Annotated in this window: 10 protein-coding genes and 3 pseudogenes; 6 read left to right on the top strand and 7 right to left on the bottom strand. The window is 70.0% G+C overall.

The features are described 5' to 3' along the window. Positions 1 to 6 precede the first annotated feature (6 nt). Complete coding sequence (pheS, locus tag WMF34_RS17555; protein WP_012236022.1) at positions 7 to 1,056, bottom strand: phenylalanine--tRNA ligase subunit alpha; 1,050 nt, start codon at positions 1,054 to 1,056, stop codon at positions 7 to 9. Positions 1,057 to 1,594: 538 nt separating this feature from the next. Here pheS and WMF34_RS17560 point away from each other — a divergent pair. The 4 genes and pseudogenes from WMF34_RS17560 to WMF34_RS17575 all read left to right on the top strand — a co-directional run. Beyond that, the gene (locus WMF34_RS17560; RefSeq protein WP_012236023.1) at positions 1,595 to 2,773 is read left to right on the top strand and encodes a vWA domain-containing protein; all 1,179 of its coding nucleotides are present in this window, start codon (positions 1,595 to 1,597) and stop codon (positions 2,771 to 2,773) included. Positions 2,774 to 3,043: 270 nt separating this feature from the next. Continuing rightward, positions 3,044 to 4,669 carry a serine/threonine-protein kinase gene (locus WMF34_RS17565; RefSeq protein ID WP_437993975.1) on the top strand — a complete coding sequence of 542 codons (1,626 nt, stop codon included), beginning with the start codon at positions 3,044 to 3,046 and terminating at the stop codon, positions 4,667 to 4,669. Between the two features lie 28 nt (positions 4,670 to 4,697). Then, positions 4,698 to 5,522 (top strand): hypothetical protein, encoded by an 825-nt coding sequence (locus WMF34_RS17570; RefSeq protein WP_437993976.1) that lies wholly within the window; start codon positions 4,698 to 4,700, stop codon positions 5,520 to 5,522. A 235-nt stretch (positions 5,523 to 5,757) separates the two neighbouring features. Continuing rightward, positions 5,758 to 6,453 (top strand): annotated as a pseudogene (locus WMF34_RS17575) (helix-turn-helix domain-containing protein); the annotation flags it as partial. A gap of 56 nt (positions 6,454 to 6,509) precedes the next feature. Here WMF34_RS17575 and WMF34_RS17580 read toward each other — a convergent pair. After that, complete coding sequence (locus WMF34_RS17580; RefSeq protein WP_437993977.1) at positions 6,510 to 7,271, bottom strand: ATP-binding protein; 762 nt, start codon at positions 7,269 to 7,271, stop codon at positions 6,510 to 6,512. Between the two features lie 391 nt (positions 7,272 to 7,662). Here WMF34_RS17580 and WMF34_RS17585 point away from each other — a divergent pair, with 391 nt between their 5' ends. Then, positions 7,663 to 8,862 (top strand): poly(ethylene terephthalate) hydrolase family protein, encoded by a 1,200-nt coding sequence (locus tag WMF34_RS17585; RefSeq protein ID WP_012236029.1) that lies wholly within the window; start codon positions 7,663 to 7,665, stop codon positions 8,860 to 8,862. Between the two features lie 25 nt (positions 8,863 to 8,887). Here the strand turns inward: WMF34_RS17585 and WMF34_RS17590 are convergent, their stop codons facing one another. The 3 genes and pseudogenes from WMF34_RS17590 to istA form a co-directional block, all read right to left on the bottom strand. Continuing rightward, positions 8,888 to 9,190 carry a hypothetical protein gene (locus WMF34_RS17590; RefSeq protein WP_437993978.1) on the bottom strand — a complete coding sequence of 101 codons (303 nt, stop codon included), beginning with the start codon at positions 9,188 to 9,190 and terminating at the stop codon, positions 8,888 to 8,890. A 72-nt stretch (positions 9,191 to 9,262) separates the two neighbouring features. Beyond that, positions 9,263 to 10,023 (bottom strand): annotated as a pseudogene (locus tag WMF34_RS17595) (ATP-binding protein). Further along, complete coding sequence (gene istA, locus WMF34_RS17600; protein WP_437993979.1) at positions 10,020 to 11,510, bottom strand: IS21 family transposase; 1,491 nt, start codon at positions 11,508 to 11,510, stop codon at positions 10,020 to 10,022. Before istA ends, WMF34_RS17595 begins: the two are co-directional and overlap by 4 nt. A 140-nt stretch (positions 11,511 to 11,650) precedes the next feature. Between istA and WMF34_RS17605 the strand changes: the two genes are divergently transcribed. Next, positions 11,651 to 11,788, top strand: a complete 138-nt coding sequence (locus WMF34_RS17605) for a hypothetical protein (protein WP_437993980.1) — start codon at positions 11,651 to 11,653, stop codon at positions 11,786 to 11,788. Positions 11,789 to 11,867: 79 nt separating this feature from the next. On the opposite strand, the pseudogene WMF34_RS17610 reads toward WMF34_RS17605, so the two are convergent. Continuing rightward, positions 11,868 to 12,110 (bottom strand): annotated as a pseudogene (locus tag WMF34_RS17610) (tetratricopeptide repeat protein); the annotation flags it as partial. Positions 12,111 to 12,208: 98 nt separating this feature from the next. After that, positions 12,209 to 14,698, bottom strand: coding sequence for an aldo/keto reductase (locus tag WMF34_RS17615; protein WP_437993981.1), 2,490 nt, complete (start codon positions 14,696 to 14,698; stop codon positions 12,209 to 12,211). Positions 14,699 to 15,308: the final 610 nt, after the last annotated feature.

A 15,308-nucleotide genomic window follows, 5' to 3' on the forward strand; every position in this document is an offset into this window, starting at 1 on the left:
AGTGGCCTAGAGGCTTCCGAGGAAGCGGACGTCGTTCTCGTAGAAGGCGCGGATATCGTCGACGGCGAACTTCATGTTGGCCGTGCGATCCACGCCGATGCCGAACGCCAGCCCCGTGTATTCCTCCGGGTCGATCCCGACGTTCCGGAGCACCGTCGGGTGGACCATGCCGCACCCGAGGACCTCCAGCCAGCCCGTCCCCTTGCACTGCGGGCAGGCGCGGTTCTCGCCGAAACAGACGAGGCAGGACACGTCGAGCTCCGCGCTGGGCTCGGTGAAGGGGAAGTAGCTCGGCCGGAAGCGCGTCCTCGTGGCCTCGCCGAACATCCGGCGGCTGTAGACCTCGAGCAGGCCCTTCAGATCGGCGAGCGACACGTCGCGGTCGACCACGAGCCCCTCGATCTGCACGAACATGGGGCTGTGGCTCGCGTCGTCGTCGCGGCGGTACACGACCCCGGGCGCGACGATCATCACCGGCGGAGGGTGGGAGAGCATCTCGCGCACCTGGACCGGGCTCGTGTGCGTCCGGAGGAGCACGTTCTGGCCAGGATCGCCGGCCATGTAGAACGTGTCGTGCATGTCCATGGCCGGGTGATCCGCCGGGAACCCGAGGAGATCGAAGTTGTAGCGCGCGAGCTCGATCTGCGGCCCTTCGGCCACGTCGAACCCGAGCCCGACGAAGATATCGACGATCTCGTCGAGGGTCCGCATGATCGGGTGCGGCCGCCCGGGCGCGCGCCAGCGGCCGGGCAGGGTGATATCGAGGGGCGGCGCAGAGAGCTCGCGATCGCGCGCAGCGCGCTTGATCCTCGCCGTCGCCTCCTCGCGCGCGCGCTCCACGCGGCCCTTGACGGCGTTGAGGCGCTGGCCGAGCGCCTTGCGCTCCTCGGGCGCCGCGCCGGGCAGCTGCTTCATCAGCGCATTGAGCGACCCGCGGCGCCCGAGCAGGCTGGCATACAGGCGGTTCAGCTCATCGAGATCGCCGGCTGCGGCGAACTGGACGTCCACCGTGCGATCGACCTCGTCGATGAGGCGGCCGAGTTCGGGACCACTCATTGCCGCCCCCCTTACCGCGAAGGCCATGGCAACGCAAGACGTTGACCTCCCGCGCCGCGCCCAGCTGCTGCTCGCGCCAGCCAGCGCGCGACCCGCACGCGTGCTCCGGACGCTCGACGACCACGACCGCGGCGGGCGTGCCCCGATCCAGGAGCTGCCACCATCGCGAAGCCCCGCGCCGCGCGGCTGTCGCGCAACGGCGGTTGTGAACTTCGATGGGCGCGGGTGAGCGCGAGCGCTGCGAGCATTCCAATCGATGAGCAAGACATACCGAGCATGCTCGTCGGGCCCCCTCCGCCCTGACGACAACCCGGCTGGTCGCGCTGCTGCCGCTCCAACACGCCACGCGATCGGCGCACCTCGAATCCCGTCATCCATCGTTCTTGCGACGCTGAGCACGAGCCCGCCCATGCAGTGAGCGCCCCCGCGCGCTGGCACCCCGTGTGCTTGGAGACCGGAGGCCTGGGACCACGCGCAATCCAGGTGACTCGATGCCGGCGGCGCAGCGCCGGCGCGCGGTGGTGCAAGGAGTCGATGCATGAAATTGCTTGGAGTTGCCATGGCGGTGCTGACCGTGGCTGTGGTCGGGCTCGGGTGCGGCAGCAGCCCGAGCGACGGGGGAGGAGGTGAAGGGGCGAGCTCCGGCGGCAGCTCCGGCGCCGGCTCGGGCGAGGGGGGCTCGCTGGACATCGGCGGGATCGGGCCCGGATCGAGCGGCGCGGGCGGCGCCAGCCCCACGGGCGGAGGCGGAGCGTGCGCCACCCAGACGGCGGCGGCATCCCTCCAGCCCGTGTACCTGGCGTTCGCGTTCGACGTGTCGGGCAGCATGGGCAAGGGCGACAAGGACTGGCACGACAAGGCCCTCAAGTGGGATCCCGTGGTCGCCGCGACCAAGCAGTTCTTCTCGGATCCCGGGTCCGAAGGGCTGACGGCCTCGCTCTCGTTCTTTCCCGCCGACGACGACAGGTGTTCGTCCGAGATCTACGCGACGCCGGACGTGCCGCTGACGCCGCTCCCCTCGGCGGCCTTCACCGAGGCGATCGACGCGATCGAGCCGGCGAGCTCGGACGACTGGCGCGGCGGCACGCCGACCGCGTGGGTGATGCGGGGCACGAGCGGGTTCATCGAGGCGCAGCGGCGGCAGAACCCCGGGAAATACGCGATCGTGCTCGTGACGGACGGCTACCCGCAGGGCTGCGACGAGGCCTCCGACACGATCGATGCCGTCGTGGCCGACGCCCAGGCGGCGCTGGCGGAGGGCGTCCCGACCTACGTCATCGGGGTCGAGAACCCGCCGATCGACGGCGCGCCGGACACCCTCGACGACCTGCACGAGATCGCCGCGGCCGGCGGCACGGAGGGCGCCGTGCTCATCGACACAGGCGATCCCTCGCAGACCACGGCCGCTTTCAGGGCGGCGGTCGACCGGATCCGCGGCGCCTCGGTCTCGTGCACGATGGCGATCCCGCTCCCGCCGGACGGGAGCACGTTCGACAAGGAGAAGGTCCGCGTGCTCTACACGAGCGGATCGAGCGCGACCACGGAGCTCGTGTACGACCAGAGCTGCGCGACCGAGGGCGCCTGGCGCTACGACGAGCCCGCGAGTCCGACGCAGATCGTGCTGTGTGTCGACGCGTGCACCACGGTCCAGGCGGACATGGTGGCGAAGCTGAGCGTCGATTTCACCTGCGAGAGCGTGATCGAGGTTCCCCTGTAGCAGGAGGCCGCCGCGCCTCTGCCGCGCCGCGCCTACGGGGCGCTCGATCCGACGGCGCGCGCCGCCAGCCCGGCCCACGTCAACGGTGAGTTGACACTGTAGACACACGCAGTTGCTTCTCCACCGGTGCACCTCGGCAGGGGCGGTCAGTCACCCATCCGCCGGGTCGAGCGCCCCCGCCGCTGCCTGGCGTCATTGGCCGACCGACGCGAGCGCGGCGCGCAGGTACCGTCCGGCAACGCTGCCGAGATGTTGTAGAACAGGGCCACCATGGCACCTGCTCAGGAGCGCGAGCGGCGGACCCTCGATCGGTACACGCTCCATGGCGTGATCGCCGCCGGGGGGATGGCCTCCGTCCATTTCGGGCGGCTCGTGGGCGCCCACGGCTTTGCCCGCACGGTCGCGATCAAGCGCCTGCACCCGCAGTTCGCCAGGGATCCCGAGTTCTCGTCGATGCTCCTCGACGAGGCGCGGCTCGCGGTGCGCATCCGCCACCCGAACGTCGTCACCACGCTCGACAGCGTGCAGGCCGACGACGAGCTCTTCGTGGTCATGGAGTACATCGCCGGGGAATCGCTCTCGAGCCTGCTGCGCGAGGCCGGCAGGCGAGGGGCCCAGGTGCCGCAGCCGGTCGGCTCGGCCATCATCGCCGGCGCCCTCGCGGGCCTGCACGCGGCGCACGAGGCGACCGACGAGGAGGGCGCCGCGCTCCAGATCGTCCACCGCGACGTATCCCCGCAGAACATCCTCGTCGGCGAGGACGGCATCGCGCGCGTGCTCGATTTCGGCATCGCGCGGGCGGCGGTGCGGAGCCAGGTGAGCCGCGCCGGGCAGCTCAAGGGCAAGCTCAGCTACATGGCGCCGGAGCAGCTGCGCGGAGCCCCCTTGACCCGCCGCGCCGACATCTACGCCGCTTCGGTGGTCCTCTGGGAGGTGCTCACCGGGCGGCGGCTGTTCACGGGGGAGTGTGACGCGGAGATCTTCGGGCGGATCCTCGAGGGCGTCGTCCAGCCGCCGAGCGTGTACGGCGACGTGCCGAAGGCGCTCGACGAGGTGGTGCTCCGCGGCCTCGACAGGGATCCCTCCCGGCGTTACGCGACCGCGCTGGAGATGGCGGCCGCGCTGGAGGAGGCGCTGCCGCCGGCGAGCCCGCGCGCGGTCGGGGCGTGGGTCGAGGCGACGGCGGGGACGCTCCTGGAGGCGCGGGCGAAGAGCCTCGCCGCGATCGAGACGTCGCAGCGGAGCGCGGCCCCAGCGCCGCCGCCGCCGAGGCCCGCCGCCGTGGACGACGCGCCGCCGCGGGACGTCGAGGCGCGCCTCGCGCAGCCGTCGGGCGGCCGCGGGCGCGCGATGCGGACCTCGGTCACGGTTCCGACGATGACGAGGACGGTCGAGGACATGGCGCGGCCCGTGGCGTCGGCGCTCGCGACGCCGGTCGCCGCGGCGGCGCCGCCGCGGCTGGCGAGCGCGCAGCTCGTCCGCGCCTCCACGCTCGCGCTCGGGGCCAGCGCGCTGGTGCTCGCCGTGGCGCTCGGCAGGAGCTGTAGCGTGCGTCCAGAGCCCGATGCGCCGCAGGACGAGCGCGCCGGCGCCGGCGAGACCTCTCCGCTGGCCGTCGCCCCGGCGCCGGGGCTTGCGGCGCTCGCCACGAGCGCGGCGGCGCCGTCGGCGTCCGGGGCCGCGCCTGTGGCGCCCGCCACGAGCGCGCCTGCGGCCTCTGCGAGCGCCGCTGCGGCGCCTGCGAGCACCGCGGCGGCGCCGGAGCCGGTCGCGCCCGCCACCGCGCAGGAGCGCGCCGCGGCTCCCGCGCGCACCGCGCGGCCGCGATCCCGCTGCGTGCCCCCGTACTACGTCGATGCCAGCGGCATCCGGCGGATCAAGCGTGAGTGCCTGTGAACGGCGGAAGCGTGTAGCCTACGCCGCGATGAAACGAGGCCTCCTCGCCGCCCTAGGCGCGGCCGTCACGCTCGTCGCCAGCTCGCGCGCCCGTGCTCAGGGCGTGGGCGAGACGTGCGCGGCCTCGTACGAGCAAGCGCAGCAGCTCGTCCGCGACCGGGCGCTGCTGCGCGCGCGGGCCGAGCTCCGCGTCTGCGTGAGCTCGTGCCCGGCGACGCTCGCCCGCGATTGCCAGCGATGGAGTGAGCAGGTCGAGCGCGACATGCCCAGCGTCGCGCTGTCGGCCACGTCCGCGGACGGCGGCGCACCGGGCCGGGTCAGGGTGCTCCTCGACGGCGCGCCGCTGGTCGACGCGCTCCCGAAGGATCCGATCGAGCTCGATCCAGGGCGCCACACGCTGACGTTCGAGGACGCGGCGGGGACGCGGGTCGTCACGGTGGTCACGGTGCCGCCGGGCGACAAGGCGCTGCCGATCGCGGTGCGCTTCCCTGCGCCGGCGCTGTCCCGCCCCGCGGTCGGCGCCGACGCGCCGCCCGTGCGGCAGCGCTGGCCGCTCGTGCTCGTCGGCGTCGGCGCGGCGGGGCTGGGCGTGGGCGCGTTCCTCGGCATCAAGGGGCACCTCGACCGGAGCGAGCTCCGCAGGCGGTGCGCGCCCGGCTGCCCGGCGGAGGACGTCGAGGCGATCGATCTCACGTGGAAGGCAGGCGCGATCTCCGCGGGCGTGGGGTTCCTCGCGGCCGGCCTGGGCGCGGTGCTCTATTTCCAGCTCGATCCCGTCGCGCCCGCCACGCCGGTCGCGAGCTTCTCGTTCTCGCCGGGCGGCCCCGGGCTCTCGCTCCGCGGCGTGTTCTGAGCGCACGCACGAGGCCTGTGCTGCTTGCGGCCTCCTCCTGCGCAGCGCCGGCGCCTCCTGCGCAACCTCGGCCTCCTCCTGCGCGGCGCCGGCGCCTCCTGCGCAACCTCGGCCTCCTCCTGGGTACGGACCGGTGGCCTGGGTAACGGTTCAGACCGGGAGCCTGGGTAGCACCTGGACGGACCGGGAGCTTAGGTGACACATGTCGTAGAGGACCGGCGACGGAGGAGCGCTGGTGCCTTGGAAAGAGACATGTTCAGTGGACGAGAGGCTTCGGTTCATCGCGCAGGTCAACGAGTCGGACGAGACGTTCGCGGAGCTGTGCCGGCGGTTCGGCATCAGCCGGAAGACGGGGTACAAGTGGGTCGAGCGCTACGAGCAGGCCGGACCGAGCGGGCTGGAGGAGCGGCGGCCCGTGGCGCACACGTTCCCGCATGCGACGCCAACGGTGCTCGTCGACGCGCTGATCGAGCTGCGGAAGGAGCGCCCCACGTGGGGGCCGAAGAAGCTGCGCGCCCGGCTGGAGAGCCTGGGTCTGGAGGGGCTACCGGCGGCGAGCACCATCGGCGAGCTGCTCAAGAAGCACGGGTTGATCCGGCCCCGTCGACGCCGCGTGGTGACGCCGCCGACCGCGATGCCGTCGCCGCTGGCTCCAGCCGAGCAGCCGAATGACACGTGGTGCGCCGATTTCAAAGGGCACTTCGCGCTCGGCGACAGGACGCGCTGCCACCCGCTGACGTTGACGGACCAGGCGTCGCGGTACCTGCTCAAGTGCGAGGGCGTGGCGAAGCCGCACGAGGCCTCGGTGCGGCCGCACTTCGAGCGCGCGTTCCGCGAGTTCGGGCTACCGCATCGCATCCGCTCCGATAACGGCCCGCCGTTCGCCACGATTGGCATCGGTGGGCTCTCGGCGCTCTCGGTCAGCTGGATGTTGATGATCGCGGCAATCCGCGGGGGTTCGGTGAAGTTCACCGGTGAAGAGGCGGCTCAGTGCTTCTTGGCGCGGCGCTGCTTGATGCGGGAGGCGCTCAGCTCCTTGGCTTCCTTGAGCCGGTAGCTCTCGGCCTCGATCTCGATCACCTCGGCGCGGTGCACGAGCCGGTCGACGAGCGTGACGACGCAGGCGGCGTGCGGGAAGACCTGGCCCCAGTCGGAGAAGGCCTTGTTCGTGCTGAGCAGGATCGGCTTCTGCGCGTCGTATCGACGAGTGACGACCTCGAACAGCAGCTCGGCGTAGCGGCCGTCGTAGGAGAGATAGCCGACTTCGTCGATGCAAAGAAGGGCGGGAACCGTGTAGCGGTGCAGCCGGCGCGCGAGCGCGGCCGAGGACTCCTGCGCGGCGAGGTCGGCGAGCATGTCGCTCGCGGTCGAGAAGCGGACCGTGTGACCGCGGATGACGGCCTGGTGGGCGACGTTCTTCAAGATCATGGTCTTGCCGACGCCGTTGGGGCCGACGAGCACGGCGTTGTGGCCGGCGGTGATGAAGCCGGGAGCGAAGAGGTCGTCGACGGCCTCGCGGTCGATTTTCTTGGGCCAGGACCAGTCGAAGTCGGCCATGGGCTTGAAGGCGGCTACGCGGGAGTTTTTGATGCGGCGTTCAAGGCTGCGCTTGTGGCGCTCGCGCTCCTCGATGGCGAGCACCTCGCGAAGCCAGGGCTTGTCGGCGAGCTCCTCCCAGCACGCGAGCAGACCAAACAGGCCGAGGCCCTTCAGGCGGGCCTTCGTCTCGGTGGGCGTTAGATCGGTCATGGCGTCGGGTCCTTCTTCAGGGCGTCGTAGGTGGCGAGCGAATGCGGCGTGACGACGAGGGCGGCGTGCTGGCCGCGCGTGACGGGGCGGCCGTTTGGACGAGCTCAGTAGTGTACAGCTATACGGTAGGATGCCTTCCGCTTGGTGCCAGTAGTGTACAGCTATACGGTAGGATGCCTTCCGCTTGGTGCGACGTCGCGGTAATCGCAGGCGTTTCACGAGTGGAAGGCCTGTCTGATCGCATAAGGCCCGTTCTGTCGATAAGCTCGTACAGTCGGACTGCACGAGCCAGGAACGGCTCCGAGAATCTTGACTTTGCGGAACGCGTTTGCTTGTCCTATCCGCCAAAGCGCTTGACGACGCTGAGCGGCTGGGCGAGGACAGAGTCACCATGAGGCGTTGGCTACTGGCTTTGGGCGTGTGCGTTTCCACCGCGGCGTGTGGTAACGGATCGAATGGGGACGCTGCCGCGAGCGGGGGCGCGGTTGGCACGGACAGCGGTGGGACGGGCAGCGGGGGCACGGCCTCCGGTGGTGCGACGGGCTCTGGGGGAACGGCCGAAAGCGGCGGCGCATCCAGCGGCGGCGCATCCAGTGGTGGGGCTGGCGGCTCGGGGTCGGGCGGCTCGAGTGGGGCCACGGGTGGCGCGGCTTCGGGCGGGCAAACGGGCAGCGGCGGCCAAGGAAATGCCGGAAGCGGCGGCACGACCGGTAGCGGCGGCTCGGTCAGTAGCTGCGTCGGCGACCCGTTCCCCACGGCCGATCCTACCAAGACGGGCCCCTTCTCGGTCACCGCAGACAAGAACGTCGGCCCCCTCGCCGGCGTCGTTCCCGATCCGATCTATGGGGACGAGCAACAGCGCTTCAACGTGTACCGCCCGAGCAATATCGCAACCAGCGGCCACTGCCATCCGATCCTGATCTGGGCCAATGGCTACCGGGACAATCCGGAGCAGAGGCCGCCGAAATGCGTCGTCAACGCCGGCAGCAATCAGTGGTGCGGACAATACGGACCGATCGTCAACCATCTCGCGTCCCACGGTTTCGTCGTGGTGGCTTCTCTCAGCACCGCGACCGCCGAAGGCGATCCTCTTCCCACGACCGCGGGCCTCGATTGGATCTTGGAACAAGCCGAGGAGGCGAGCAGCCCGTACTATCACGCCCTCGACACCACGAAGATCGGCCAGCTTGGCCATTCCTATGGGGGCATGTCGACTTGCAAGACGGCCTCCGATCCCCGTTTCTCGGCCCTCGGCACGATTTGCGGCACCAGTGCCCTCAAGGGAGTGCACACCCCCATGTTGTTCTTCTGCGGGGGGAACGACTCCACGGTGAAATGCAGCGGGGTCCACGATGTCTTCAAGACGGTCACCGATCAGCCCGCGTTTTTCCTCAACGAGCTCAACGCGGATCACGGTAGCTGGGTCTATCAGGGCGCAAATGGCGTGTCCCTGTCGTCGGCCGCGGCCTGGTTCCGCGTTCATCTGATGGATGACACAGCGAACAGGAACTTCTTCTACGGCGACAACTGCAAGTTCTGCACCGATGGCCGCGTGCAAGCAGAGCAGAACGCCCTGATGAAGGTCCCCTGAGCGACGGGGCCGATCTGGCTAGGCTTCACTGACTCACGAACGTCGTCACGCTCATGGCTTCGAGGGCCATCGGGAGCGTGGCGTCCGTTACGGTGACGGGAGTTCCTTCGGCCCAGTTCTTCGGAGCGGCGGTCACGAAGGGGACCATCGCGCTTGGCGCGGTGCCGCCTGCGAAGGCGAGGGGGACGGTCTGGGCGGAGGTTGTCTCGTTGATGGCGACGACGACGACTTTGCCGCTGTCGCTTGTGTAGGCGCTGACGAGGACCTTTTCCGGGAAGACGCCGGTGTTGATGATCGCGGCAATCCGCGGGGGTTCGGTGAAGTTCACCGGTGAAATCCGCGCCCGGTGCCGGTGAAACCCGCATCCGACGCCGGTGAAGTTCACCGGTGAAGAGGCGGCTCAGTGCTTCTTGGCGCGGCGCTGCTTGATGCGGGAGGCGCTCAGCTCCTTGGCTTCCTTGAGCCGGTAGCTCTCGGCCTCGATCTCGATCACCTCGGCGCGGTGCACGAGCCGGTCGACGAGCGTGACGACGCAGGCGGCGTGCGGGAAGACCTGGCCCCAGTCGGAGAAGGCCTTGTTCGTGCTGAGCAGGATCGGCTTCTGCGCGTCGTAGCGACGAGTGACGACCTCGAACAGCAGGTCGGCGTAGCGGCCGTCGTAGGAGAGATAGCCGACTTCGTCGATGCAAAGAAGGGCGGGAACCGTGTAGCGGTGCAGCCGGCGCGCGAGCGCGGCCGAGGACTCCTGCGCGGCGAGGTCGGCGAGCATGTCGCTCGCGGTCGAGAAGCGGACCGTGTGACCGCGGATGACGGCCTGGTGGGCGACGTCTTCAAGATCATGGTCTTGCCGACGCCGTTGGGGCCGACGAGCACGGCGTTGTGGCCGGCGGTGATGAAGCCGGGAGCGAAGAGGTCGTCGACGGCCTCGCGGTCGATTTTCTTGGGCCAGGACCAGTCGAAGTCGGCCATGGGCTTGAAGGCGGATACGCGGGAGTTTTTGATGCGGCGTTCAAGGCTGCGCTTGTGGCGCTCGCGCTCCTCGATGGCGAGCACCTCGCGAAGCCAGGGCTTGTCGGCGAGCTCCTCCCAGCACGCGAGCAGACCAAACAGGCCGAGGCCCTTCAGGCGGGCCTTCGTCTCGGTGGGCGTTAGATCGGTCATGGCGTCGGGTCCTTCTTCAGGGCGTCGTAGGTGGCGAGCGAATGCGGCGTGACGACGAGGGCGGCGTGCTGGCCGCGCGTGACGGGGATCGAGATCGGAGGCGGCAGGTGGCGCTCGGAGCGGCGGCGGTCGATCACCTGGCGCACGGCGCCAACGTGGATGGTGTCGCGCTCGAGCACCTCGACGAGCGCCTCTTCGAGCTCGGCGGCGCCGACGGCGTCGAGCAGGTGCAGAAGCCGGGCGATGGCGCTGCCGACGTTGTCTCCACGCTCGGCGAGGATGCGCAGGAATGCCTGGCTGCTGCGGGCGGCGCGGGCGAGGCGATCGAGGCCGCGATGCTCGCGGGCGCGGCGCTTCTCGTCGACCAGGCGCTGGATGTGCACGGGCTGCTCGATCTGCTGGCCGCGGTCCCACGAGCGGACATGGGTCGCGACGATCTCGTTGCCGTCGGCGATGCGCACCTGCTCGAGGTCGGCGAGGACGACGAGCGTGCGGCTGGTCCGGTCGTGGGGAACCGAGTAGTCGTTGAGATCGAAGCGCGCGTAGGGGGTCTTTCCGACCTCGACCTCGACGCGCTCGTGGGCTGGAAACGGCGTGTCGGGGAGCGAGAGCAGCACGCTGCGCTCGTCGTCGAAGGCCTGGCGCACGGTGCGGGCGCGGTCCTCGACCCAGGAGCGATCGAGCGCTGCGGAGCTGGTCCACTCGGTCGCTTGTCGGTTGAGGTCGTCGAGGTCGGCGTAGGTCCGGGCCTCGAAGAACGCCTCGCGGACGTAGCGGATAGCGCGCTCGACGCGGCCCTTCTCGTTGCCGCGGGCGACGGCGACAGGGCGCGGCTCGAAGCGGTAATGCGCCGACAGAGCCAGGAGCATGGGGTGAAACCGGATCGCGTCGCCGTGGCGCTCCACGACAGCGCTCTTGAGGTTGTCGTAGAGCAGCACGCGCGGGACGCCGTCGATGTCGGCGAACGCCTCGACGTGCCCGCGCACGAAGAAGGGCATCGCCGCGCTCGGGAAGAAGCGCAGGAAGATCCGCCGCGAGTAGCTGAGCACCATGACGAAGGCCCAGAGCGGGCGCAGCGCCCGGCCGACAGCCAGCTTGCCGAAGTGCGCCCAGTCGACCTGCGCTTGCTCGCCGGGCAGCGTGCGCAGCCGCTGAAATGCCTCTGCCGGTTTCTCGGGGCGGAGACGGCGGATCACCCGACGCAGATGATCGGGACCGCCCGGATAGCCCCGCTCCTTGAGCATGCCGAAGAGGCGACTGGAGCGCAGCGAGGGATACTTGCCGAGCTGCTCGACGATGAAGGGCACGAACGGGTCGACCATCGACGGGCGCGGCGCGACGACCTTCGGGTCGACGCCCGATTGCCCGAGCACGCGCTGAACGGTGGTGTGGTGCAGCCCGAGCTGAGCGGCAATGGTGCCCACTGGCCACTTCTCACCATGATAGAGGCGCAGAACCTCGGCCTCCTTCTCTTTCGCGATCACCACCGCCTCCCGTCACCGCGCACCGGCGCGCGTCGCTGCGTGCAAGGTGAAGCCATCGAGCGCAGCGCACAGCGGCTTATCGTACGCGAGCGCGCTCGGAGAAGACGGCGAGAGCCCGCGGAGCCATTGCGGGGCGATGACGTGTGGCGCGGCTCTCGTCCGGAGACGGCGGAGGCACAGAGCGCTGCCTCGGGCTCGTCGTCCTCCTCGACGTCGTGATCGATCTCGAGATGCCCGTGCTGCCGGAGGTAACGGAGCATCCGCCCGACGGCGTGCTCTAGGACCTGACCGACCTCGCGCGGATCTCGTGACACTCGGAGGTCGCTTCGTCAGGCCCAGCGCGCGCTCGTGGGCGGCGAGGGCTCGCGGGTAGTCCCCCATGTCGTCGAGCAGCGAGGCCATGTTGGTGAGCGACGAGGCGAGCACGGGGTCGGGCGCCGCGACCTTCTCCCGGATGGCGATCGCGCGCTCGTAGGTCGCGATGGCCTCTGCGTGCTCGCCCGCGTCCGTGAGCGCCATGCCCAAGTTGTAGAGGTCGCGGCCGACCTCGGGGTGGTCGGCGCCGAGCGCCTTCTCGAGGATGGCCAGGGCGCGCTCGAGCTGGTGATCCGGGCGGCGCCGTCGCGTACGCCCGCATGCTGCCCACCTGGGACGAGGGCCTCATCCCGTGCGTGCCCGCGAGCGCGGTCCATTCGTGGTGATCACGCGCGACCGCGATAGATCGAGTCGATGTGGAGCACGCGCTTCGGATGCTTGAGGAAGCGCCGCTCGCGCTCGGTGTGATGAACCGCGTGCCCGCGGACGCCGTGCAGCGATTGGTGCTCCCCGCACGCGGCGACGAGCCGGTCGATGGAGCTCGTCGGCAATCCGCAAATGGATACGTCGAGGAGCTCGAGCGCCGGATGCTCGCGCAAGAGGCGCTCGAGCTCTGTCACGTCCGGATCGAGCCGGTTCTTCTTCTCGCCCAGGTCGCGCGTGCTGAGATACGTCCCGAGATCCAAGCTGCGGAGCTTTTCGCAGTGTCGAAGGAGCGCGCGCGTGAGCCGCGAGAGGTCCGGCCCCTCGAGCCCGATCGAACCAAGATCGAGCCGCTCGAGATTTCCGAGAGCGCCGGTCTCGAGGATGTCCACGAACACGTCGAGGCCTCCGTTCCCGAAACGATTGAGCGACAACGACAAGGAGACGAGCGAGCAAGGCGCCGGGAGCGCCTTCGTGAGCAACGGACGCAGCGCCGAAAGGCTGCGCTCGGAGAGCGCGTTGGCCGATGCATAGACGTGCCGCAAATGAAGCACGCCGTCCGCGGACTCGAAGGCGCGCGAAAGCGCCTCGATGCCCTCGTCGAAGAGCCCGGTGTTGTGCACGTCGAGCAGGTGAAGCGTCCGGTTCTTGGCGAGGAGGCGACCGAGGTGCGCCCCTCCTTCGGTGCCCAAGGGGTTTCGCTTCAGCCACAGCGCGCGGGCGTGCACGTTCCCCTCGAGAGCGCCCGCGAGGATGCCCATGGCCTCCGGCCCGATGCCATTGCCAGCGAGATACCACGTCTCGATCTCGGCGCGCGGGTTCGCCATGAGCCGCGCCAACGCCTGCGCGCCGGCGACGGAGTCGCCTTCGCAGGCGATGTTGTTCCCGAGCAGGAAGTGGCGCACGCGTCCCCAGCGTGGCGCACGCTCGGCGAGGAACGGCCGCTCGACCGCCTCGCACAGCTTCGCGATGTGGTCCGGGCCCACGACCTGTTTGCAGAGGTCCATGCGCTCATCCGGGAAATAGGCGCCGCGCGTGAACACCAGCGGTGCTTCCGTGGAGTCGCACGCCTCCGGGGCCAGCCGCTCCGGGTCTCCGAGGAACTCGAAGAACGGCGCGAGCTCCTGCGCGGGAGCCACTTCGACCGGCATGGCCTCCGGATAAGCGATCGCCATCGACACCGGCTCTCCCTTCACGAAGCGTTGGGGGCCGATCCTACGGTGGGCCAAGTGCAGGGTGCAGCTCAGCGCCTTCGGCTGCGGCTCGGTGTCCTTTTTCGCGTGGGCCGTCGAGCGAAGCTTACGGATGAGCTCGCGGAAGCGCGAATAGCTCCCCTCGGCCGTCTTTCCGTGCTCGACCGGGAAGAGCTGCAACGCGATCTGATTGGCGATCGGGTCCGTCAGCAATTGGCGATTCGTGTTGGCGGGCAGGTTCAGCGCGGTGTCCGACACGGGAAGCCCGAGGTCCAGGGCGCGGCGGTCCGCGTCCAGGCGCTCGGCGACGAGCGCCACGTAGCGCGTCGTATCGACGACGCCTCCGAGCTCGTCGTCGTCGAGCGCCGGGGAGAGGGGCTCGGGATAGAAGCGCCGCGTCTCGAGCGCGTAATAGCCGCTGATCTCGGCCATGTCCCGCGCGCTGAGCACGGGCGCCGCCGCCGCCGTCGCGCGCACGACCTCACCGAGATGGTCCTCGCGCGAAGTATGAAACACGACATCGGCGCCGAGCTGCTGCGCCCAACGCAAGAGCACCACGGCGGGCGAGACCCCGAGCGCGGCTGCGAGGCGCACGAGCGGCGCGAAATCGAAGTACTGGCCGCGCGCGAACACCGTGTGACCTTGCACGCGAATGCCTTCCGAGCGGCAGAGCCCGAGCAGCGGCTGGACGGGGCCGACGAAGGGATGGAGCTCGATCTGATTGAGCGCGGGGCGACGGCACGGCGGGCCACCCCCGAGCCCATCGCAAAACGCCAGGAGCGCTGAAAGCCGCGTCGCCGAGTAGTTGGAGACGCCAATCTCCTTCACCAGGCCGCGGTCGGCGCAGGCGCTCAGGGCGCGCCACATCGCGCCGGGGAGCGGGCGATGGAGGAGCACCACGTCGAGCGCGCGCCCGAGCCGCTCCGCCGAGCTCTCGACGGCGCGGATGGTCTGATCGAAGATCAGGTTCTTGAAGATCTTGGTGCACACGCGGATCGGGCCCGCCTCGGGATGCGCGGCCTCGAAGGCGCACACGGCACCGAACACCGCGCCCTCGTTCTTGTAGAGGTGCGCCGTGTCGATGCTGCGAACCCCGGCCTCGAGCGCTCGCGTGACCGCCCGAGCGGCCGCCTCGCCGCTCACGCGGTAAGTCCCGAACGCGAGCTCGGGCGCGCGCTTCGGCGCCTCCCGCGCGTCCGAGTCCGAGGGAGAGAAGGATGGTGTGTCGGTGCCCGAAGAAGGAGATGGCTCGTTCGTCATGATGGTCCTCCAGTCGCGCGGCCCGTGGGGACTTCAGGAACGAAAAAGGCCCGCTCCGAAGTCCGGGGCGGGCCTGCGAATCGCTAAAGGTGTCTCACGCTACGCTTTGCCCACTGCCCCGTCTCGTTCGCTGCTCGCATCACTCGAGCAGCCGCACGTCCACCTGGCGCGTCGCGCGCCGACGCGAGCGGCAAGAGCCGGCGCGTCGCAAGGGGCGGAGTGCATGCAGGAGCGCATATGGCGGTCCTATGCTGCGCCGACTCTCCAAAAAGTCAAGCGAGCGTGTGAGCGAGACTCGTGCTCCGCAGGCCGTCGCACGGCACCCGCCAGGGGAGGGGGGCGTCGTGGCAGGCGCGGGGCTCAGCGCGTAGGTAAAAGAAGCTGGATCGCAGCGCGAAGAAGTGTAGCGCAGCAAACCGAAAGGGTGGGGCCGCGAGCGTCGTGATGGCTCGGTCCTGGGCCGAAAGAGCGTGGTCCGGGGCGGCGCCGAGCGCGCTACGGGGCGCATCGGCATGGTGCGCACCGGCGCGCGTCGCTGCGTGCAAGGTGAAGCCATCGAGCGCAGCGCACAGCGGCTTATCGTACGCGAGCGCGCTCGAAGAAGACGGCG

The sequence above is a fragment of the Sorangium sp. So ce145 genome, from assembly GCF_051525985.1.
GTDB lineage: Bacteria > Myxococcota_A > Polyangia > Polyangiales > Polyangiaceae > Sorangium > Sorangium cellulosum_B.

Excerpts from the sequence above, each read along its gene's own strand:
- WMF34_RS17570 (WP_437993976.1), top strand. The coding sequence starts at position 4,698 with ATGAAACGAGGCCTCCTCGCCGCCCTAGGCGCGGCCGTCACGCTCGTC.
- WMF34_RS17565 (WP_437993975.1), top strand. The coding sequence starts at position 3,044 with ATGGCACCTGCTCAGGAGCGCGAGCGGCGGACCCTCGATCGGTACACG.
- WMF34_RS17580 (WP_437993977.1), bottom strand. The coding sequence starts at position 7,271 with ATGACCGATCTAACGCCCACCGAGACGAAGGCCCGCCTGAAGGGCCTC.
- WMF34_RS17585 (WP_012236029.1), top strand. The coding sequence starts at position 7,663 with ATGAGGCGTTGGCTACTGGCTTTGGGCGTGTGCGTTTCCACCGCGGCG.
- WMF34_RS17615 (WP_437993981.1), bottom strand. The coding sequence starts at position 14,698 with ATGACGAACGAGCCATCTCCTTCTTCGGGCACCGACACACCATCCTTC.
- WMF34_RS17560 (WP_012236023.1), top strand. The coding sequence starts at position 1,595 with ATGAAATTGCTTGGAGTTGCCATGGCGGTGCTGACCGTGGCTGTGGTC.
- pheS (WP_012236022.1), bottom strand. The coding sequence starts at position 1,056 with ATGAGTGGTCCCGAACTCGGCCGCCTCATCGACGAGGTCGATCGCACG.